The following is an 18,085-nucleotide window of genomic DNA, read 5'->3' as shown; positions in this document are numbered from 1 at the left end:
TTCAGCACTTGATGTTCGAGATCTCTCCCGCCGAATGGACCGCGATCCTGCTCTCGCTCAGGGTCGCGACCATTGCCACGCTGGTCGCGACGCCGTTCGGCATCGCGCTGGCATGGCTGCTGGCGCGCAGGGATTTCTGGGGCAAATCGGTGCTCGACGCGGTCGTGCATCTGCCTCTGGTGCTGCCGCCTGTCGTCACCGGCTATCTGCTGCTCCTCACCTTTGGCCGGCGCGGCCTCGTCGGCGGCTTCCTCGCCGACTATCTCGGTATCGTGTTCTCGTTCCGCTGGACCGGCGCGGCGCTCGCCTGCGGCGTGATGGCGTTTCCGCTGCTGGTGCGCCCGATGCGGCTGTCGATCGAGGCGATCGATCGGCGGCTGGAGCAGGCTGCCGAAACGCTCGGCGCCGCCCCATGGAAAGTGTTCTTCACCGTGACGCTGCCGCTGGCGCTGCCCGGCGTGCTCGCCGGCATGGTGCTCGGCTTCGCCAAGGCAATCGGCGAGTTCGGCGCGACCATCACCTTCGTCTCCAACATTCCCGGCGAGACCCAGACGATTTCGTCGGCGATCTACTCGCTGATCCAGACGCCTGACGGCGATGCCGCGGCCGGCCGGCTCGTGATCGTCTCGATCGTGCTGGCGCTGGGTGCGCTGATAGCAGCCGAATGGTTCGCCCGCCGCGCCACCGCGCGGCTGCACGGGAATTGACCATGCTGCGCGTCGATGTCGAAAAGAAGCTCGGCGAGTTCTCGCTTCAGGCGTCCTTCACCAGCGAGGGCCGCGTCATCGGCCTGTTCGGCGCGTCGGGCGCCGGCAAGACCTCGCTGGTCAACATGATCGCAGGCCTGTTGCGGCCCGACCGCGGCACCATCGTGATCGACGGCGAGACCGTGGACGACATTGCGGCCGGCATCCACGTGCCGAGCTGGCGCCGCCGCATCGGCTACGTGTTTCAGGACGCTCGGCTATTCCCGCACCTCAACGTAGCGCAGAATCTCGATTATGGCCGGCGCATGAACGGCCTTGCGCCAGATCCGGCCCAGCACAAGCGCGTCATCGACCTGCTCGATATCGGCGCCCTGCTCGATCGTCGTCCCGGAAAACTCTCCGGCGGCGAGCGTCAGCGCGTCGCGCTCGGGCGCGCGCTGCTGTCACGACCGCGGCTCTTGCTGCTCGACGAGCCGCTCGGCGCGCTCGACGAGGGCCGCAAGCTCGAGATCCTGCCCTATCTGGTGCGGCTGCGCGACGAGGCCAATGTGCCGATGGTCTATGTCAGTCACGACGCCGCCGAGCTGCGCCAGCTCGCCACGCAGATCGTGATGCTGAAACAGGGCCGGGTGACGAGTTTCGGCGGGGTGAAGATGCTGGCGTGAGGAGAGTTTCGTGCCCCGGACGCGACGCAGCACGCAGTGATGCGTCGCAGAGCCGGGGCCCACACCGCGCCATGGGTCCCGGCTCTGCGCAGCAACGCTTACGCGTTGCAGCGCGTCCGGGACACGAGAGCGTCGCTAAACCCCCGCCACCGAGGCCCACACATCCGAAAGCTTCTTCCGCAGCGCCTGCGCGCGGGTCAGCGGCGGCGGCGTTTCGTCATCTTCCGGCAGGCGCAAGCCGACGACGTTGACGCGGCCGCCGGAGATGCTGCGCGCGACCAGCACGATCTCGTCTAGGGCGAGCTCGGCGCCCTCCTTCGGCGCGTGGTCGAGATGAACGTCGAAATAGTCGGCAAGGGTCAGCTTGCCCTCGTCCGCGCCGATCCTGACGCCGTAGATCTCGGCGAGCTCGGCGAGGGTGTGCTCGCCGGAGACCATGAAGTCGCCGAGCAGATGCGGATCCGGCGCCGAGCTCGGCTGCATGTCGACGAAGAAGCGGTCGAGCGATTCGGCCTTTTCCGGCGGCGCCAGCAGATAGATGTAGTCGCCGGGCGCGATCGGGTCGGCCTCCAGCGGCGTCAGGATGTTCTCGTTGCGGATCACCAGCGTCGGCTTGGACCAGGACGGGATCAGGCCGCGGCGGAAATACAGGCTCTTGGGCCGCACCGGATAGCCGACCAGCTGCTGCTCGAGCTGGCCGGGCAGATCCAATTCGACACGCCGCGGACCGCGGTCGGCGCGCGGCAGCGCCACGTGAAGCTTGCGCGCGGCCGGCGCCAGGGTCCAGCCCTGCAGCAGCAGCGAGATGATGACGACGACGAAGGCGACGTCGAAATAGAGATAGGCCTTGGACAGGCCGACCAGCATCGGGATCGACGCCAGGAAGATCGCGACCGCACCGCGCAGGCCGGTCCAGGCGATGAAGATCTTTTCGCGCCAGTTGAAGCGGAACGGCGCAAGGCAGACGAAGACGGCGATCGGCCGCGCCACCAGCATCAGCACGAGCGCGACGGCGACCGCCGGCAGCACGCTGGCCCCCAACCTGCTCGGCGAGACCAAGAGGCCGAGCAGCACGAACATCACGATCTGCGCCAGCCAGGTCGCGGCATCGAGGAAGGCCACGACCTGGTTATGCGCGCGCGTCGGCCGGTTGCCGATGATGATGCCGGCGAGATAGACCGCGAGGAAGCCGGAAGCATGCATCATCTGCGCGCCGCCGAAGATCACCAGCGCGGCCGTGGTCACGAAGGGCGCATGCAGGCCCTGCGGCAGCGCCACCTGGTTGAGCGCGATGACGACGAGACGTCCGCCGATGAAGCCGACGACGGCGCCCAGCACCGCCTCCTGCACGAATTCCATCAGCACGTGGCCGGCCGAGCTCGACCCGACCGAGATGTACTCGACCAGCATCAAGGTGAGGAAGATCGCGAAGGGGTCGTTGGTGCCGGATTCCGCCTCCAGCGTCGCGCCGACGCGCGGGCGCAGGCGCAGGCCCTGGGTGTGCACCAGCAGGAACACCGCGGCCGCATCGGTCGAGGCCACCACGGCGCCGACCAGCAGCGATTCCGTCCAGTTGAGGTCGAGCGCGAATTTGGCGAACGGCGCCGTGATCAGCGCGGTCAGCAGCACGCCGGCGGTCGCGAGCACCACGGACGGCGCGAGCACGGTGCGGATGCTGGCAAAGCGTGTCCTGAGGCCGCCATCGAACAGGATCAGGGCCAGCGCCACCGAGCCGACCAGATAGGTGGTGCGGACGTCGTCGAACTGGAGCTGGCCGGGACCGGAATCGCCGGCGAGCATGCCGACCGCAAGGAAGACCAGCAGCAGGGGCGCGCCGAAGCGGAGCGCAAGCAGGCTCGACAGGATGCCGGCCATGACGAGGACGGCGCCGAGCAATATGGCGAGGCTGACGGAGTCGAGAGAGGCCATGCGGTGCTGCGGGTTACTCCAAGTAATGAGCGAGTTCAGTATGGGGCCACTGGCCCGGCGCTCCCTCGCCCCGCTTGCGGGGAGAGGGTGGGGTGAGGGGGGAGCCTCCGCGGGGACGGTGACAGTGAGACTCGCGGAGAGTCCCCCTCACCCGAGATTCAAGCTGCGCTCGAATTTCGGCCTCTCCCCGCACACGGGGAGAGGCGAAGCGCGCCGCGACCAACGGATTTACCCAAACATATATCCATGCATCTCTATCGTCGCCGCCTCCGCGCGCCAACCCATTTTCGCATCTCGCGGCAATCTGGCCGCTTTTACGGCCTTAACGTCCATCACATGCCGGTGTATCGGTGGCCCGGCCGTGCCCTTTGTGGGATTCTGCGGCTCCCTCGAATCAATTCCTCCCCGCTTGCCGACGAGACCGATGGACATGGACCTCAAGGACTTCATGGAGTTCGTGCAGACCACCGCGCGCAGCGTCGGGGCGGAGATCTCCTCGCCCTGGTTCTACCTGCAATTCGGGCTCATTCTGGTCGCGGCCGGCATCGCCTATGCGGCGGAGACCGCCGTCCGCAACCGGGTCGACATGACCTCGCTGGCGATGCGCTGGCCGCTGCCGCTCCGGCACTTCGCCCGGGTGATGGTCGCCAGCGCCTCGACAGCGGTGTTCACTCTACTCGTGATCATCTCACGCCTCGTGATGTACCACGCGACCTGGCCGAGCCGCTCCTATCTGCTCATGGTCGCCGCCAAGCTCGGGCTGGCCTGGCTCGTGATCCGGCTCGTGACTTCGGTGCTGCGCAATGCCTTCATCGTCAAGCTGGTGTCGATCACGGCGTGGTTCGTCGCCGCGCTGTCCATCCTCGGGCAGTTCGATGCGACCGTCGACCTGCTCGATGCCTACGCCATCGTGTTCGGCGGCCTCAGGCTGACCCCGCTGCTGGCAATCAAGGCCGGCGCGCTGCTCCTCATCGCGCTCTGGGCCACCAACATCACCAGCAATTTCGCCGAGAGCCGGATCAACGCGACCGCCGACCTGACGCCGTCGGTGCAGGTGCTGCTGGTCAAGATCATCCGCATCGGGCTTCTGGCCGTCGCCATCGTCATCGCGCTCGGCGCGGTCGGCATCGACCTGTCGGCGCTCGCGGTGTTCTCCGGCGCGGTCGGCGTCGGCATCGGTATCGGCCTGCAGAAGATCGTCGCCAATTTCATCTCCGGCATCATCCTGCTCGCCGACAAGTCGGTGAAGCCCGGCGACCTCGTCACCATCGGCGACAATACCGGCCGCATCAGCGCGATGAAGACGCGCTATATTTCCGTCGCCGCCGGCGACGGCCGCGAGTTCCTGGTGCCGAACGAGGACCTGGTGACGCAGAAGGTCGTCAACTGGACCTATACCGACAAGAACACGCTGGTGAAGATCGCCTTCGGCACCAATTACGATGCCGACCCGAAAGTGGTCTGCAAGCTCGCGGCCGAGATCGCCGAAGCCCATCCGCGCGCGCAGAAAGGCAAGCCGCCGACCTGCATCCTCACCGAGTTCGCCGAAGCCGGCATGAAGTTCTCATTGACCTTCTGGATCGCCGACCCCGACGGCATGGACAAGGTCAAGAGCGACGTGATGCTGGCGCTGTGGGACGCCTTCAAGCAGGAGGGCATCCGGGTTCCCTACCCCGTCCGCGAAATCCGCATCCGCGGCGGCGCGCTGCCGGTGGAAACCACCGTAGAAGTCCCGAATTAGGCCGCTTTCGCAACCAAGGCTGGCAAGGATCTTGTTTTGACGCGTTTTCTTCACGCGAACCGGTTAGCCACTTCGCTCGAAAACGCCCTGCCTCGGCTTGCATGAAGGCCCGCAATCATTAAATTGGGGCCTGAAATCAAGCCTTTCCACCGACAATCGCGATCAGCCCGGAAGACCGCCCAAGGAAGACTGCACAAGCATGAGCTACGTCGAAGCCACCGATACCTCGCTGCGCAAGACCGGACAGATCAAGCTGCATGGGCCGGCCGCCTTTGCCGGCATGCGCAAGGCGGGCGCCCTGGTGGCGAAATGCCTGGACGAGCTCACCGACATCGTCGGGCCCAGCGTGCCGACCGAGCGCATCGACCAATTCGTCCGCGACTTCGCCTTCAGCCATGGCGCCTACCCGGCGACGCTGATGTATCGCGGCTATCGCTATTCGACCTGCACCTCGCTCAATCACGTGGTCTGCCACGGCATGCCCGGCGATCGTCCGCTGAAGGAAGGCGACATCGTCAATATCGACGTCACCTTCATCGTCGACGGCTGGTACGGCGATTCCAGCCGGATGTATGCGGTCGGCCCGATCGCCCGCAAGGCGGAGCGGCTGATCGAGGTGACGTATGAGGCGATGATGCGCGGCATCGCCGCGGTGAAGCCCGGCGCCACCACCGGCGACATCGGTCACGCCATCCAGAGCTTCGTCGAGCCGCAGGGCATGAGCGTGGTGCGTGATTTCTGCGGCCATGGCTTGGGCCGCATGTTCCACGACGAGCCGAACATCATCCATATCGGCCGTCCGGGCGAAGGCGTGCAGCTCAAGCCCGGCATGTTCTTCACCATCGAGCCGATGATCAATCTCGGCAAGCCGCATGTGAAGATCCTCTCGGACGGCTGGACCGCCGTCACCCGCGACCGCTCGCTGTCGGCACAGTTCGAGCACTCCGTCGGCGTCACCGCCACCGGCGTCGAGATCTTCACGCTGTCGGAGCGGCACGGCGAGAAGCAGATCGGGTGATCCCGACGCGTCGGCTAGCGCCGGCGGCGGAATGACGATGGCGCTCTCTTATAGGTCGCCGCGAAAGCGTCGTTGAAGCGGCGCACGCTGCCGAAGCCCGCCGCAAACGCGATCTCCGCCAACGTCATGTCGGTCTGATCGATCAGACGCTTGGCTTCCTGCACGCGGCGGGTTGCCGCGATATCGCTCGGGCTCGCGCCGGCATGGCGCATGAACAGGCGCAGCAGATGGCGCGGCCCGACGCCAAGGGCTTCCGCAAGCTCGCTCATCGACGCCCGGTCCAGAAAGCCGTCATGGATCAGGCGCATGCCGCGCGCGACGGTAGTGGCCGTTCCCATCCAGGCGGGCGAGCCCGGCGCCGTTTCAGGGCGGCAACGCAGGCACGGGCGAAAGCCGGCCCGCTCGGCGGCAGCCGCGGTCGCATAGAAGGTGACGTTCTCCGAGCGCGCCGGGCGCACCGGACAGACCGGCCGGCAATAGATGCGCGTCGAGCGAACCCCGGAAAAGAACAGGCCGTCGAATGCGCGGGCGCGCGCCAACCGGGCCCGATCGCAGGTCTCCCAGTCGAGATGCGGTGGCAGCGTTTGCCGCTCGGCTGAATTCTTCGCCATGACCAAATCATAGTTTCGATGCAGCGCACCGAGTAGCTGAAATCGGACGTCACCGGGCGACGAGGTCCGAATTCAGCCAGCCCGCGCCGCTGCTCCGGATCATGGTGTCGATCCAGGAGCAAATCGCATGAGCACACAGGCACAACACACACAGGCGCAACACACGACGACCAATCTCGCAATCGAGGTCGGGCTCCTGCTGCTGCTCTCGCTGATCTGGGGCAGCTCGTTCACGCTCATCAAGCTCGCTGTCGCAACGATCCCGCCGTTCACGATGGTCGCCGCTCGCGTGACCATAGCCGCGATGCTTCTGATCCTGATTGCGACCGCGCAGGGCCACGTCCTTCCTCGCGGGCAATCGGTCTGGGCCGCCTTGTTCGTGCAGGGGCTGCTGCAAAGCGCGCTGCCTTTTACCCTGATCAGCTGGGGCGAAATGCATATCGCCAGCGGGCTTGCCGGTGTGCTCAATGCGACCCCACCGATGTTCGTGCTGGTGATCGCTGTCATGACCGGGCGCGGACGGCAGACGATCGGCGGCCGCAAGATCGTCGGCGTTGCGCTCGGCCTTGCGGGCGTGGCCCTGACCATGGGCATCGACGCGCTGTCCGGGATCGGCACGGCGGCGCCACTGGCCCAGATGGCGGTGCTCGGCGCGAGCTTGTGCTACGCGCTCGCACCGATCTGGGGGCAGCGGTTCTCGGGCCATCCCGCGATCGTCACCGCAGCAGGGGCGATGAGCTGCGCCACGGTACTGATGCTCCCGACCGCCGCGGCTCTCGAACAGCCGTGGAGGCTGGCGCAGCCGCCCGCGCAGGCAATCGCAGCACTGATCGCGCTCGGCGTGGTCTGCACAGCCTTGGCGATGGTGATCTATTTCCGCCTGATCCGCACGCTCGGCCCGCTCGGCACGACCAGCGGGAGCTATCTGCGTGCGGGATTCGCCGTGGCGCTCGGCACCGCCATTCTCGGCGAACACTTGAGCTGGTCCAGCGTTGCCGGAATGGCGCTCATTCTCGCCGGGGTGGTGGCGGTCACGGCGCCCGCGCGCGCACCGACCATCAGGACGCCGGCCGGCGCGCCCCGCAATTGACGGTTGCAAAAACGCTAGCTCCCGGCAATGCTGGCGGCCGATGCCCGCCAAGCGAGACCACGACAAGAGCAAGCCTGACGAGGTGCCGCACTATCACGGCCATCGCGAACGGCTGCGCGAGCGCTTCTACAACGCCGGCGCGGATGCGCTCAGCGACTACGAATTGCTGGAGATGGCGCTGTTTCCGGCATTGCCGCGGCGCGACACCAAGCCGCTGGCCAAGGCGCTGATCAAGACGTTCGGCTCGTTCGCCGAGGTCGTGCATGCGCCGGTGGCGCGGCTGCGCGAGGTCGACGGCATCGGCGAATCCGCGATCAACCAGCTCAAGTTGATTGCCGCCGCCGCGAGCCGCGTGACCCGGGGCGAGGTCAACAGCCGCAATGCGCTGTCGTCCTGGAACGAGGTGATCGACTATTGCCGCTCCAGCATGGCGTTCGCCGACAAGGAGCAGTTTCGCCTGCTCTTCCTCGACAAGCGCAACCAGCTGATCGCCGACGAGGTGCAGCAGACCGGCACCGTCGACCACACCCCGGTCTATCCGCGCGAAGTGATCAAGCGCGCGTTGGAATTATCGGCGACGGCCTTGATCCTGGTGCACAACCACCCCTCCGGCGATCCCTCGCCGTCGCAGGCCGACATCCAGATGACGAAAGCGATCATCGACATCGCCAAGCCGCTCGGCATTGCCGTCCACGATCACATCATCGTCGGGAAAAGCGGGCATTCCAGCCTGCGCGGAATGCGGCTGATCTAGGCTGCTCACTGCCACAGAACTTGCTGCTGACGTTCGCAGCGACGCCCCTTCGCTCGCCGCACCTCCGAACGAGACCCCAGCGCGGAACGGGAAGCGGTTCCGCATGCGAAGGAAACCCGATCGTGATCGAATGCGCCGCAAGGGGGGAACGAGAACCGGCTAAATGGGTTTTACCGGTACAGTCTGAGACGGAGAATCCATGTCTGATATCGGCGTCAGCCATCGATGGGCGGTTGTCAACGGGCACAATCTCTTCTTGCGAGAGGCCGGCCCGAGCGAGGCCCCTGTCCTGCTTCTGCCTCACGGCTATCCCTGTTCTTCCTTCCAGTTCCGACGCTTGATGCCGGCGCTGGCCGACCGATGGCGCACCGTCGCTTTCGACTGGCCGGGCTTCGGCTACAGTGACACGCCAGATCCCGCTGAATTCGGCTACGACTTCGACGCCTATGCCGGCGTGCTCGCCGATGTCGCCGATGCGCTGCGGCTGGAGCGCTACGTGCTGTGGCTGCACGATTACGGCTCGCAGATCGGCCTGCGGCACGCCATCGCCAATCCCGACCGGATTGCAGCGCTGATCATTCAGAACGGCGACATCTATGCGGACGTCCTTGGTCCAAAATACGCGGCGATCAAGGCATGGTGGGCGGACAAGTCGGCTGAAAACCACCGAATGCTCGAGGAGGCGGTGAGCGAGGACGGATTCCGCCATGAATTCGTCGGCGAGGTCTCCGACGCGGTCGCCGCCCGCGTGCCACCCGATCTTTGGAAGCTGCATTGGCCGCTGATGGACACGCCGACGCGCCGGGCGATTTCGATCGGACTGATGGAAAAGCTGGAACAGAATCTCGAATGGTTTCCGCGCTACCAATCCTATCTGCGCGAGCGGCGACCGCCGACGTTGATCGTGTGGGGACCGCAGGACGGCTACATGCCCGAGCCGTCGGCGCGCGCTTACCTGCGCGATCTGCCGGATGCGGAGGTTCATCTCCTGGCGGAGGCCGGCCATTGGTTGCTGGAGACGCATTTCGAGCAAGCCCTGCCGCTCGTTCGCGATTTTCTTTCGCGGACCTTGCCCTGAACGTGAGTGGAGATAGAGCCTGAAAGGAGATCGTCATGCCGACAAAGCCGACCATTGCACGAATCTGGCGGGGGCATACCCGACCGGATGTCGCAGACACGTATGAAGCCTATATCCGGGCCGAAGGCATTCCACCGCTGCAAAAGGTTGCGCTGGGAGTCCAGCTTTTCCGTGAGGACCGCGAGGAGGAGACCTGGTTCACGACCATCTCATACTGGCCTACTATCGAGGCCATGACCGCCTTCACGAAGGGAGCCCCCACCAAGGTCCATCATCTCGATCGCGATGCCGAGCTCCTGATCGAACTCCCCGAACGAATCGAAATCCACCGCATCCTCGTCAACGATCAGAATTTGCGCTGAAGGCAATCATGAGCAGACGTGCCGGGGGCGAGCAAGGCGTGTCCAATGTCACTCCCGCATCGCGTCGCAGGTAACCTCGCCCTCGACCTTGCCAACACCATCAGCTGGCGCGGGACAGACCGGGAAATCGACCATCTGGCAACGCCCGCGGACATCCTGGCATGGTCGAGAGCAGCCGGCCTGACCGACGGCCACTTCGCTGTTCGTCCCGCAGATCACAAGGCGCTGATGAAGGGCATCCTCGATCTTCGCCTGGCCATCGGCGAGGTTGGCTCGGCGATCGCGGCAGGCAAGCCGTCTCCCCGAGCTGCGCTGGACATCATCCGCGACTATGCCGCGAAGGCGCTCCGCACCGCCTCGCTGGCAGGACGTCCAGTATCTCTGCGTTTCCAGGGCATCGACTCCATCACCGGCGCCGTCGCCTGGTCTGCACTTGACTTGCTTCGGAGCGATGAGCTATCGCGCCTGAAGCAATGTCCGTCAGATGACTGCCGCTGGCTGTTCATTGACCGAACAAAGAACGGGTCCCGGCGCTGGTGCGAGATGAGCACCTGCGGAAACCGTGCGAAGAAGCAGGCCTTTCGGCGCAGCCCAAGCTGATTGACCGGGCGCGACGATCAGAGCGCGGCACATCCGTTGATGTTGGGCAGCGTGCGACCGACGCCGGCTCTCGCGCAAGCGGTACAGGAACGAGCGCGGCGGCGACCAATCAAACTATGCCATCGCGCTTCGGTGCAATCAGTGCGCCTGGCTCTTGGCGACTCTCAGGTGCTCATCTGCGGCCCTGATGCCGCTCAATGCCTTGAGCGTCAACGCGGTCGGTTGCGGCTCCCAGGCGGCCACCAGTTTGTCGGCCCTCTCGCGTTCCGGCTTGGATAGCATGGAAGCCATCTCATTCACATTCTTTGCCGGCGCCAGCTGCGAGAGCTTGAAATACGCATACGACAGGGACAGATCTCTCGGCGTTCCCTTTCCGGCAGAATACGCACGGGACAGGCTGAAGAGGGCAGAGGGAAGCCCCTGCTCGCCTGCCATCTTCCACCATTTCAGCGCTTCTTCCGAATTCCCTTGTCGGTCATACATGAGAGCGACGTCATGCTGGGCGCGCGCATAACCCGCCTTGGCGGCAACGAGTTTGTATTTCAATGCTTGATCGAAATCGGTTGCGACGATACCCGCGCCTTGCCCGTCAAAATAACAGCCAAGCTTGTAGGCCCCCAGCGGATCGTTGGCCGCAGCCGATTTCTGGAACCACTCGAACGCTCGGCCGCGATCCTGCTGTGTGCCGATGCCGTTATTATACATCATGCCGACATGGTATTGCGCCTCGGCATCTCCTTGATCAGCCAAAGCCACCATCGCATTGAAGGTGCCGGCGTCATCTGCATCGGCGGGTATCGATAGGAATAGAAGGCACGAAAAAGCCAGGACAGCGAATTTCATGTCAAATCCCGATCGACTTCTGACCATTATGTCTTTGGTCACGCGAGGGGGAGACAAAGTTCGAAGCTGGCCGAGATTTCGAATTCAGTACCGGGGCGAAGGGTCGAAACCGGCCCAGCCCCTACCGCCGGGAGGCCGAATTCAATCTCACGGCTCGACCCAGCGCTGCACCGCCTCGACCGTGTCGGCGGGCGTGGTGTTGAAGCAGATCGCGGCCTCCGGCGCCAGGCGGTGGACGAGGTTGAGCACCTTCTCGAACAGCACGAGGCGCTCCTTCGGCTCGCGCAGGCCGGCGCCGATCACGATGCAGTCGAAGCGCTCGTCGCGCAAGGCCGCGGTCACGGCGGCCTCGGCCGTCGCATCGAGATCGATCAGGCAGCTCGTGACCTCGAAGCCGAGGCCGCGCAGACGCAGCAGCTGGGCCTCGATGTAGCCGCGGACATGTTCGGGCGTGATCTGCGGAAATGCGCTGTAATCCGCATTGCCCGGTTCGATGCCGATCGCGAGAATGCGCTTGGCCATGCCGTATCTCCCAACGAAATCACTTCTTCCGTCAACGAGATGCCCGGTCTGCGGGTTCCGCCTTCGCGCGGCGGCATTCGGCGGCGGCGTATGTCGGGCCGGCTACTGGCGCAGCATGATCAGGGGATCGGCGGTGTCGGGGACGCGCCGCCATTGCGCGTTGTCGTCGGCCTCGAACTGCCAGACATCGCCCGATTTCGACATCAGGATGATCTGGCCGCGCTCGAGCCGCCATTGCGCCGGATTGAACTGCGCGATCGCCGCGTCGCATTTCGGCTTGAGGAAGACCTGGAAATTGTCGGGGCTCGTCTCGGTGTTGGTCAGCGTCAGCCCGCACACCGGCTGGCCGTTGCCGCGCACCATCGCCCAGTCGCCGATCATCTGGTCCATCGACTTGGCCATCGAGCGGGCCGCGGCGAGATCCTGCAGGATGTAGACGCCCTCGCCCTGGCGCAGGCCTTCGAAGATGCCGGCTTCGACCTCGGTGAAGTCGATCACGGCTTCGCCGGTCGCGTCCTGGAAGCGCACGATGTCGAGGCCCCTGACGCTCCAGGCGACGATGCTCTTGGTGAAAGGCAGCGCGGTCTTGCAGGCCGGCTCCAGCTCCAGCTTGTAGCCCTGGCCTGCGGCATCGCCCTTCATCGTGACGACGCAGGTCTTGCTGCGCTCGGTGGTCGAGAGCTCCCACTGCCCGGGCATCGACTTCTTCAGGCTCGTCGCATCCTGCGCATGTGCAGCGCCGATCGCGGCCAAGCAGGCCGCGACGGCGAATGCGACGGCCCGAAGAGCTGTCATCAGCGTCCCCTGAAGGGCGTCTCGGCCACCGGCGTCAACGGTGCCTTGCCGGCGAACCAGGATTTGAGGTTGTCGACCACGAGCTGGTCCATCGCGTTGCGCGTCACCACCGAGGCCGAGCCGATATGCGGCAGCAGCACGACGTTCTGCATGGCCTTGAGCTCGTCCGGCACGTTCGGCTCGGCCGCGAACACGTCGAGGCCTGCGGCAAGAATGGTGCCCGATTTCAGCGCCTGCACCAGCGCCGGCTCGTCGACCACGGAGCCGCGCGCGACGTTGATCAGAACGCCGCGCGGGCCGAGCGCCTTCAGCACCTCGGCATTGATCATCTTGTTGGTCGAGGCGCCGCCGGGCACGATCACCATCAGCGTGTCCACCGCCTTCGCCATCTCGATCAGGTCGGGATAGTGCTTGTAGGAGACGTCCTTGGAGGGGTTGCGCGAGTGATAGACCACCGGCACCAGCGAGGCATCGAGCCGCCGCGCGATGGCCTGGCCGATCCGGCCCATGCCGACGATGCCGACCTTGCGGTCGCGCAGCGAGCCGACGCTGAGCGGGTAGTTCTGCGTCTGCCACAGCCCGGAGCGAACATAGCGGTCGGCCTTGATGAACTCGCGCAAGGTGGCGATCAGAAGGCCCATCGCGACGTCGGCGACCTCCTCGGTCAGCACGTCGGGCGTGTTGGTGACGATGATGTTGTGCTCGGCCGCGTATTTGGCATCGATGTGGTCGTAGCCGACGCCGAAGCTCGCCACCATCTCGATCTTGGGCAGTTGCGACAATGAACCCCTGTCGGCGCGGACGGTGTGATAAGTCACGGCGACGCCGCGGATCCTCTCGCGGATCGCCGGCGTCAGCCGTTCGAGGTCGCCGTGCGTCTCGGCCTTGTGCACGACGAAATGGTCGGAAAACCCGTTCTCGAGGATCGGCCGCACCGGCCCATAGATCAGAAGGTCGATCTTTTCGGACGAAATCGAACCGGCAGCCATCAGTTTTCCTTTCCAAGCGCGCTCTCATGCCAGCGCCGTAAAACGAGGTGCGAAACTAGCGCCAGCACCCCATAGATGACAATCCCGGCCAGCGACAACAAAAGCAGCGCTGCGAACATGCGGGGTATGTTCAATCGATAGCCCGATTCCGCGATCCTGTAGGCGAGCCCGGAGCCGGCGCCCGCCGTTCCCGCCGCGATCTCGGCCACGACCGCGCCGATCAGCGACAGGCCGCCCGCGATGCGCAAGCCCCCGAGAATGTAGGGCAACGCCGCCGGCAGCTTGAGGAAGCGCAGCGTCTGCGGCTTTGATGCGCCATAGAGCTGGAACAGGCCGGCGAGGTTGCGATCGACCGAATTGAGCCCGAGCGTGGTGTTGGACAGCACCGGAAAAAAGGCGACGATGAAGGCACAGACCACGACCGCGGTCTGCTGTTCCAGGTAGATCAGCAACAATGGCGCGATCGCGATGACGGGCGTGACCTGGAGCACGATCGCATAGGGGAACAGCGAGTATTCCACCCATTTCGACTGGTTGAACAACAGCGCCAGCGCGATGCCGCCGATGCTGGCCGCGAGGAAACCTTCGAGCGTGGTCAGCAGCGTGGTCGCCAGCGATTGCGACAGCACCTGCCAATCCTTGATCAGCGTCAGGATGATGATGGAAGGCGCCGGCAGCACGTAAGGCGGGATCTCCTTGAGGCGGACCACCAGTTCCCAGGCGACGAGGCCGGCCGCGAACACGATGACGGGAAGCACCAGGCGCAGCGCGCGCTGCGCGCCTCGCGGCTTGGCGACGATGCCGGGCTGGGCGCTCATAGCGGCGGCTGCCCCGAATAGGACGGCGCCAGCGCGCCCGAGACCTTGCGGCAGTAGTCGCCGTAGGCGGTCGAGGTGCGAAATTCTTCGCCGCGCGGCTCGACCGTCTCGATGCGGATATCGGCCTGGATGCGGCCCGGCCGCGCCGTCATCACCACCACACGCTGGGACAGGTAGACGGATTCGAATACCGAATGGGTTACGAAGATGACGGTCTTGCCGAGAGCTCGCCACAGCGCGAGCAGATCGTTGTTGAGGCGGAAGCGCGTGATCTCGTCGAGCGCCGCGAACGGCTCGTCCATCAGCAGGATATCGGGATCGGTGACCAGCGCGCGCGCCAGCGAGACCCGCATCTTCATGCCGCCGGAAAGCTCGCGCGGAAAGGCATCGGCGAAATCGGCAAGCCCGACCCTGTCCAGGACGGCGTCGGCACGCGCGCGCCCCTCGGCCTTCGCCACGCCGCCAAGCTTGAGCGGCAGCCGCACGTTCTCGCGCACATTGGCCCAGGGCATCAGGGTCGGCTCCTGGAACACGAAGCCGATGCCGTGCCCCGGCTGCAGCTCGCCCTCGTGGCGCGCCACCCGCACGATCCCGGAGGACGGCGCGCTGAGCTGCGCGATCAGCCGCAGCACCGTCGACTTGCCGCAGCCGGACGGGCCCAGCAGCGAGATGAACTCGCCCTTGCGCACCGCGAGGTCGAACGGGCCGAGCGCCATGACGCCGTTGTCGTAGGTCTTCGTCACGCCGCGCAGGCTGACGGCGAGAGCCGTCAGGCTCGCCTCGACGGCGGGCGAGGTCGAGCGCTCTGTCATCGATTGCTGGCTGCCGCGTTTCGAGCACTCTTCACCTTTCCCCAACGGGGAGAGGTGAGACCGAGCCGCACCGGCGTGCCAAATCTCAACATACGCTACGGCTTGTTCGGACGCAGCTCGACGCCGACGCCCTTGTTGACGAAGCGCAGCGTATAGGATTTGCGGAAGTCGAGATCCGCCTTCACGACGCCGGCCTTGACCATCTTGTTGAAGAAGGAGGTGTAACGCTCGTCGCTCATCGCGCCGATGCCGTTCTTCAAGGAGTCGCCGGAATCGACGATGCCGTGCTCCTTCATCTTGACGACGGAATAGGCGAGCAGATCGTCGGTCATCTCGGGATTGAGCTGCTTGATCAGGGCGTTGCCGGCGGAATTGTCGCGGTAGATGTAATTGTACCAGCCGATCATGGAGGCATCGACGAAGCGCTGGACCAGATCGGGCTTCTTCTCGACGATGTCACGGCGGGTCTCGATCAGGGTCGAATAGGTGTTGAAGCCGTAATCGGCCAGCAGCAGCACGTTGGGCTTGAAGCCCGCCGCCTTCTCGACCGCAAAGGGCTCGGAAGTGACGTAGCCCTGCATGGCGCTCTTGGGGTTGGCGATGAAGGGCTGCGGATTGAAATTATAGGGGCGGACGTTCTTCTCGCTGAAGCCGTATTCGGATTTCAGCCATTGGAAATAGCTGCCCATACCCTCCTTGGAGACGAACAGCGTCAGCGGCTTGAGATCCTCGATCTTGCTGACCTTGACATCCGGCTGCGTCAGCATCACCTGCGGGTCTTTCTGGAAGATCGCGGCGATGGTCACGACGGGGACGTTGTTGGCGACCGCGTCGAACGACATCAGCGTGTTCGCGGCCATGAAGAAATCGATCTTGCCGGCGATCAGCAGCATCCGGTTGTTCTCGTTGGGACCGCCGGGGACGATGGTGACGTCGAGGCCGTATTTCTTGTAAGTGCCGTCGGCGACCGCCTGGAAGAAGCCGCCATGCTCGGCCTCGGCGACCCAGTTGGTGCCGAAAGTGACCTTGTCGAGCGTCTCGGCCCGCGCCGGCACGAGAGAAACGAGGGCGGCGAAGAGGCCCGCCGTGAGCGTTCGCCGCAGATGAAAGTGGGTCATAATGGCACTCCGTCGTTCGCTTGAAGCCCAATCGCGTCTGGCTCATATGAGCGCAACGCGATAGAACCGCATGACATCGGGGGACGCGCGCCGGCCGGGTCCGCATCCCCCTGATAACCCAAATTACGTGACAAATTCGGGCAAAGAAACCTTGATGACGCCGTCCCGCGACTGGACCGAGATCCGCTGGGCCGATGCGCCCGCTGCGGAGACGGCGCGCTGGATCGCGGTGCTGCCGCTGGCGGCGACCGAGCAGCACGGCCCGCATCTGCCCGTCACAACCGACGTGCTGATCGCGGACGCCTATCTGGCGCGCACGCGCGAGCTGTTGCCCACCAGCGTTCCAGCGACGTTCCTGCCCGTTGAGCCGGTCGGGATCTCCACCGAGCATATCGACTATCCGGGCACGCAGACGCTGCCGACCGAGGTCGCGCTGAAGCGATGGACCGGGATCGGCGAAGACATCGCGCGGCGCGGCGTGAAGAAGCTCGTCATCATCACCAGCCATGGCGGCAACAGCGCGGCGATGATGCTGGTCGCGCAGGATCTTCGCGCGCATCAAAAACTGTTCGTGGTGACGACGTCGTGGTCGCGGCTTTCAGGCGCCGACAAGCTATTCCCGGCGGAGGAAGTGCGCCACGGCATTCATGGCGGCGCGATCGAGACCTCGATCATGCTGGCGCGCTATCCCGATCAGGTGCGTCAAGCCGCGATCGCCGATTTTGCCGCGAGCAGCATCGCACTGGAAAAGCAATATCGCTGGCTGTCGACGCAGCGGCCGGCACCGTTCGCCTGGCAGGCGCAGGATTTGAACGCCAGCGGCGCGATCGGCAATGCGACATTGGCTGAGCCGGCGAAAGGCGAGCAGCTGCTCGACCAGGGCGCGCGCGCCTTTTGCGAGCTGCTCGGCGAGGTCGATAACTTCGACGTGAACAGTCTCGCCAAGGGGCCCCTCGGCTAGCCAATATCCTGCTGGAATCATTCGCGAAAGCTCTCGTCTCCGGCAGCGGATTTGCCGCATTCGAACCGGACGCGAGGAGCCTCCGTCCAACTGGGCACGCGGGCCACAACGGACCGCCTCAACCCCGGATGGAGTTTCTCATGTCGATCAAGACCAAGCTTGCCGCCGCCGCTCTCGCCACGCTCGCCCTGACCGGCAGCATCGTGTCCACCACCTCGCAGGCCGAAGCCAAGCAGCCCGGCTGGGTCTGGGGTGTGGGCGCCGGCATCGCCACCGCCGCCGTCGTCGGCTCCGCGATCGCCGCCAGCAACGACCCCTATTATCACGGCTATCACCGCTGCGGCTGGGTCGCCCAGTACAACGCCTTCGGCCAGTACGTCGGCCGCGTTCGTACCTGCTACTGATTTGAGTACCTGAGGCCGATCTAACGTGGATCCTGCGTCCGACACGGGCGCCTCATCCACCCCGTGTCGTGCCCCGACCCCGCCCGGCTGTCCCCCCGGGCGGGGTCATTCATTTTAGGGCCGCCGGAATTGTTGCATCCTCGTCACACAGCGGTGCGAACCATCCTCTACGGCAATCCTTATCAGTTACTATTGCGAATTAATCGCAATAAGGTTTGTCTCGGGTTCAGGAACTTGGGACGAAGCCGGCTAGAGCCGAGATCATCTC

Annotated in this window: 20 protein-coding genes; 11 read left to right on the top strand and 9 right to left on the bottom strand. The window is 65.0% G+C overall.

All coding sequences use genetic code 11. The features are described 5' to 3' along the window. Positions 1-11: 11 nt before the first annotated feature. Positions 12-707, top strand: coding sequence for a molybdate ABC transporter permease subunit (gene modB, locus AC066S_RS00430; protein ID WP_126261034.1), 696 nt, complete (start codon positions 12-14; stop codon positions 705-707). A gap of 2 nt (positions 708-709) precedes the next feature. Then, entirely contained in the window at positions 710-1,372 is a 663-nt protein-coding gene (modC, locus tag AC066S_RS00425) for a molybdenum ABC transporter ATP-binding protein (RefSeq protein ID WP_126261033.1), read from the top strand. A gap of 135 nt (positions 1,373-1,507) precedes the next feature. Here modC and AC066S_RS00420 read toward each other — a convergent pair whose 3' ends face one another. Beyond that, positions 1,508-3,301: a potassium/proton antiporter gene (locus AC066S_RS00420; protein ID WP_126261032.1), complete on the bottom strand. Its 1,794-nt coding sequence runs from the start codon at positions 3,299-3,301 to the stop codon at positions 1,508-1,510. A gap of 424 nt (positions 3,302-3,725) precedes the next feature. On the opposite strand from AC066S_RS00420, the gene AC066S_RS00415 reads away from it, so the two are divergent. Both AC066S_RS00415 and map read left to right on the top strand, forming a co-directional pair. Next, positions 3,726-5,042 (top strand): mechanosensitive ion channel family protein, encoded by a 1,317-nt coding sequence (locus AC066S_RS00415; RefSeq protein WP_164719013.1) that lies wholly within the window; start codon positions 3,726-3,728, stop codon positions 5,040-5,042. A 199-nt stretch (positions 5,043-5,241) separates the two neighbouring features. Beyond that, positions 5,242-6,060: a type I methionyl aminopeptidase gene (gene map, locus AC066S_RS00410; protein WP_478268664.1), complete on the top strand. Its 819-nt coding sequence runs from the start codon at positions 5,242-5,244 to the stop codon at positions 6,058-6,060. Between the two features lie 14 nt (positions 6,061-6,074). On the opposite strand, the gene AC066S_RS00405 is transcribed toward map, so the two are convergent. After that, positions 6,075-6,671, bottom strand: coding sequence for a bifunctional transcriptional activator/DNA repair enzyme AdaA (locus AC066S_RS00405; RefSeq protein WP_478268663.1), 597 nt, complete (start codon positions 6,669-6,671; stop codon positions 6,075-6,077). A gap of 127 nt (positions 6,672-6,798) precedes the next feature. Between AC066S_RS00405 and AC066S_RS00400 the strand changes: the two genes are divergently transcribed. The 5 genes from AC066S_RS00400 (at position 6,799) to AC066S_RS00380 (ending at position 10,555) form a co-directional block, all read left to right on the top strand. After that, positions 6,799-7,761, top strand: a complete 963-nt coding sequence (locus tag AC066S_RS00400; protein ID WP_478268662.1) for a DMT family transporter — start codon at positions 6,799-6,801, stop codon at positions 7,759-7,761. Between the two features lie 40 nt (positions 7,762-7,801). Then, complete coding sequence (gene radC / locus AC066S_RS00395; RefSeq protein WP_126261028.1) at positions 7,802-8,515, top strand: RadC family protein; 714 nt, start codon at positions 7,802-7,804, stop codon at positions 8,513-8,515. A 199-nt stretch (positions 8,516-8,714) separates the two neighbouring features. Then, complete coding sequence (locus tag AC066S_RS00390; protein WP_478268661.1) at positions 8,715-9,593, top strand: alpha/beta fold hydrolase; 879 nt, start codon at positions 8,715-8,717, stop codon at positions 9,591-9,593. A gap of 35 nt (positions 9,594-9,628) precedes the next feature. Then, positions 9,629-9,955, top strand: coding sequence for an antibiotic biosynthesis monooxygenase family protein (locus AC066S_RS00385; RefSeq protein ID WP_478268660.1), 327 nt, complete (start codon positions 9,629-9,631; stop codon positions 9,953-9,955). Between the two features lie 45 nt (positions 9,956-10,000). Then, entirely contained in the window at positions 10,001-10,555 is a 555-nt protein-coding gene (locus AC066S_RS00380; RefSeq protein WP_478268659.1) for a CGNR zinc finger domain-containing protein, read from the top strand. Positions 10,556-10,693: 138 nt separating this feature from the next. Here AC066S_RS00380 and AC066S_RS00375 read toward each other — a convergent pair whose 3' ends face one another. The 7 genes from AC066S_RS00375 to AC066S_RS00345 form a co-directional block, all read right to left on the bottom strand. Continuing rightward, positions 10,694-11,398, bottom strand: a complete 705-nt coding sequence (locus tag AC066S_RS00375) for a tetratricopeptide repeat protein (RefSeq protein ID WP_164719012.1) — start codon at positions 11,396-11,398, stop codon at positions 10,694-10,696. Positions 11,399-11,545: 147 nt separating this feature from the next. Beyond that, positions 11,546-11,920, bottom strand: coding sequence for a hypothetical protein (locus AC066S_RS00370; protein ID WP_126261023.1), 375 nt, complete (start codon positions 11,918-11,920; stop codon positions 11,546-11,548). Positions 11,921-12,022: 102 nt separating this feature from the next. After that, positions 12,023-12,715, bottom strand: coding sequence for an AprI/Inh family metalloprotease inhibitor (locus AC066S_RS00365; RefSeq protein ID WP_478268658.1), 693 nt, complete (start codon positions 12,713-12,715; stop codon positions 12,023-12,025). Then, complete coding sequence (locus AC066S_RS00360) at positions 12,715-13,704, bottom strand: 2-hydroxyacid dehydrogenase (protein WP_478268657.1); 990 nt, start codon at positions 13,702-13,704, stop codon at positions 12,715-12,717. The genes AC066S_RS00365 and AC066S_RS00360 overlap by 1 nt, the downstream gene beginning before the upstream one ends. Continuing rightward, positions 13,704-14,522 (bottom strand): ABC transporter permease, encoded by an 819-nt coding sequence (locus AC066S_RS00355; RefSeq protein WP_126261020.1) that lies wholly within the window; start codon positions 14,520-14,522, stop codon positions 13,704-13,706. The genes AC066S_RS00360 and AC066S_RS00355 overlap by 1 nt, the downstream gene beginning before the upstream one ends. Continuing rightward, positions 14,519-15,334 (bottom strand): ABC transporter ATP-binding protein, encoded by an 816-nt coding sequence (locus AC066S_RS00350; protein ID WP_126261019.1) that lies wholly within the window; start codon positions 15,332-15,334, stop codon positions 14,519-14,521. Before AC066S_RS00350 ends, AC066S_RS00355 begins: the two co-directional genes overlap by 4 nt. A 95-nt stretch (positions 15,335-15,429) precedes the next feature. Next, positions 15,430-16,452 (bottom strand): ABC transporter substrate-binding protein, encoded by a 1,023-nt coding sequence (locus AC066S_RS00345; protein ID WP_126261018.1) that lies wholly within the window; start codon positions 16,450-16,452, stop codon positions 15,430-15,432. Positions 16,453-16,606: 154 nt separating this feature from the next. Between AC066S_RS00345 and AC066S_RS00340 the strand changes: the two genes are divergently transcribed. After that, positions 16,607-17,413: a creatininase family protein gene (locus AC066S_RS00340; RefSeq protein ID WP_478268656.1), complete on the top strand. Its 807-nt coding sequence runs from the start codon at positions 16,607-16,609 to the stop codon at positions 17,411-17,413. A gap of 140 nt (positions 17,414-17,553) precedes the next feature. After that, on the top strand, positions 17,554-17,817 hold the full coding sequence (locus AC066S_RS00335) for a hypothetical protein (RefSeq protein WP_028133984.1): 264 nt from the start codon (positions 17,554-17,556) through the stop codon (positions 17,815-17,817). Positions 17,818-18,085: the final 268 nt, after the last annotated feature.

This window comes from Bradyrhizobium sp. CFUWI (assembly GCF_056429085.1).
The sequence above is the reverse complement of the archived record's forward strand: the minus strand, read 5'-3'. Positions and strand labels throughout refer to the sequence as shown.

Coding starts and splice junctions, on each gene's coding strand:
- AC066S_RS00370 (WP_126261023.1), bottom strand. CDS start 11,920: ATGGCCAAGCGCATTCTCGCGATCGGCATCGAACCGGGCAATGCGGAT.
- AC066S_RS00400 (WP_478268662.1), top strand. CDS start 6,799: ATGAGCACACAGGCACAACACACACAGGCGCAACACACGACGACCAAT.
- AC066S_RS00405 (WP_478268663.1), bottom strand. CDS start 6,671: ATGGCGAAGAATTCAGCCGAGCGGCAAACGCTGCCACCGCATCTCGAC.
- AC066S_RS00380 (WP_478268659.1), top strand. CDS start 10,001: ATGTCACTCCCGCATCGCGTCGCAGGTAACCTCGCCCTCGACCTTGCC.
- radC (WP_126261028.1), top strand. CDS start 7,802: ATGCCCGCCAAGCGAGACCACGACAAGAGCAAGCCTGACGAGGTGCCG.
- AC066S_RS00335 (WP_028133984.1), top strand. CDS start 17,554: ATGTCGATCAAGACCAAGCTTGCCGCCGCCGCTCTCGCCACGCTCGCC.
- AC066S_RS00420 (WP_126261032.1), bottom strand. CDS start 3,301: ATGGCCTCTCTCGACTCCGTCAGCCTCGCCATATTGCTCGGCGCCGTC.
- AC066S_RS00340 (WP_478268656.1), top strand. CDS start 16,607: ATGACGCCGTCCCGCGACTGGACCGAGATCCGCTGGGCCGATGCGCCC.
- AC066S_RS00345 (WP_126261018.1), bottom strand. CDS start 16,452: ATGACCCACTTTCATCTGCGGCGAACGCTCACGGCGGGCCTCTTCGCC.
- AC066S_RS00365 (WP_478268658.1), bottom strand. CDS start 12,715: ATGACAGCTCTTCGGGCCGTCGCATTCGCCGTCGCGGCCTGCTTGGCC.
- modB (WP_126261034.1), top strand. CDS start 12: ATGTTCGAGATCTCTCCCGCCGAATGGACCGCGATCCTGCTCTCGCTC.
- AC066S_RS00390 (WP_478268661.1), top strand. CDS start 8,715: ATGTCTGATATCGGCGTCAGCCATCGATGGGCGGTTGTCAACGGGCAC.
- AC066S_RS00415 (WP_164719013.1), top strand. CDS start 3,726: ATGGACATGGACCTCAAGGACTTCATGGAGTTCGTGCAGACCACCGCG.
- modC (WP_126261033.1), top strand. CDS start 710: ATGCTGCGCGTCGATGTCGAAAAGAAGCTCGGCGAGTTCTCGCTTCAG.
- AC066S_RS00360 (WP_478268657.1), bottom strand. CDS start 13,704: ATGGCTGCCGGTTCGATTTCGTCCGAAAAGATCGACCTTCTGATCTAT.
- AC066S_RS00375 (WP_164719012.1), bottom strand. CDS start 11,398: ATGAAATTCGCTGTCCTGGCTTTTTCGTGCCTTCTATTCCTATCGATA.
- AC066S_RS00385 (WP_478268660.1), top strand. CDS start 9,629: ATGCCGACAAAGCCGACCATTGCACGAATCTGGCGGGGGCATACCCGA.
- map (WP_478268664.1), top strand. CDS start 5,242: ATGAGCTACGTCGAAGCCACCGATACCTCGCTGCGCAAGACCGGACAG.
- AC066S_RS00355 (WP_126261020.1), bottom strand. CDS start 14,522: ATGAGCGCCCAGCCCGGCATCGTCGCCAAGCCGCGAGGCGCGCAGCGC.
- AC066S_RS00350 (WP_126261019.1), bottom strand. CDS start 15,334: ATGACAGAGCGCTCGACCTCGCCCGCCGTCGAGGCGAGCCTGACGGCT.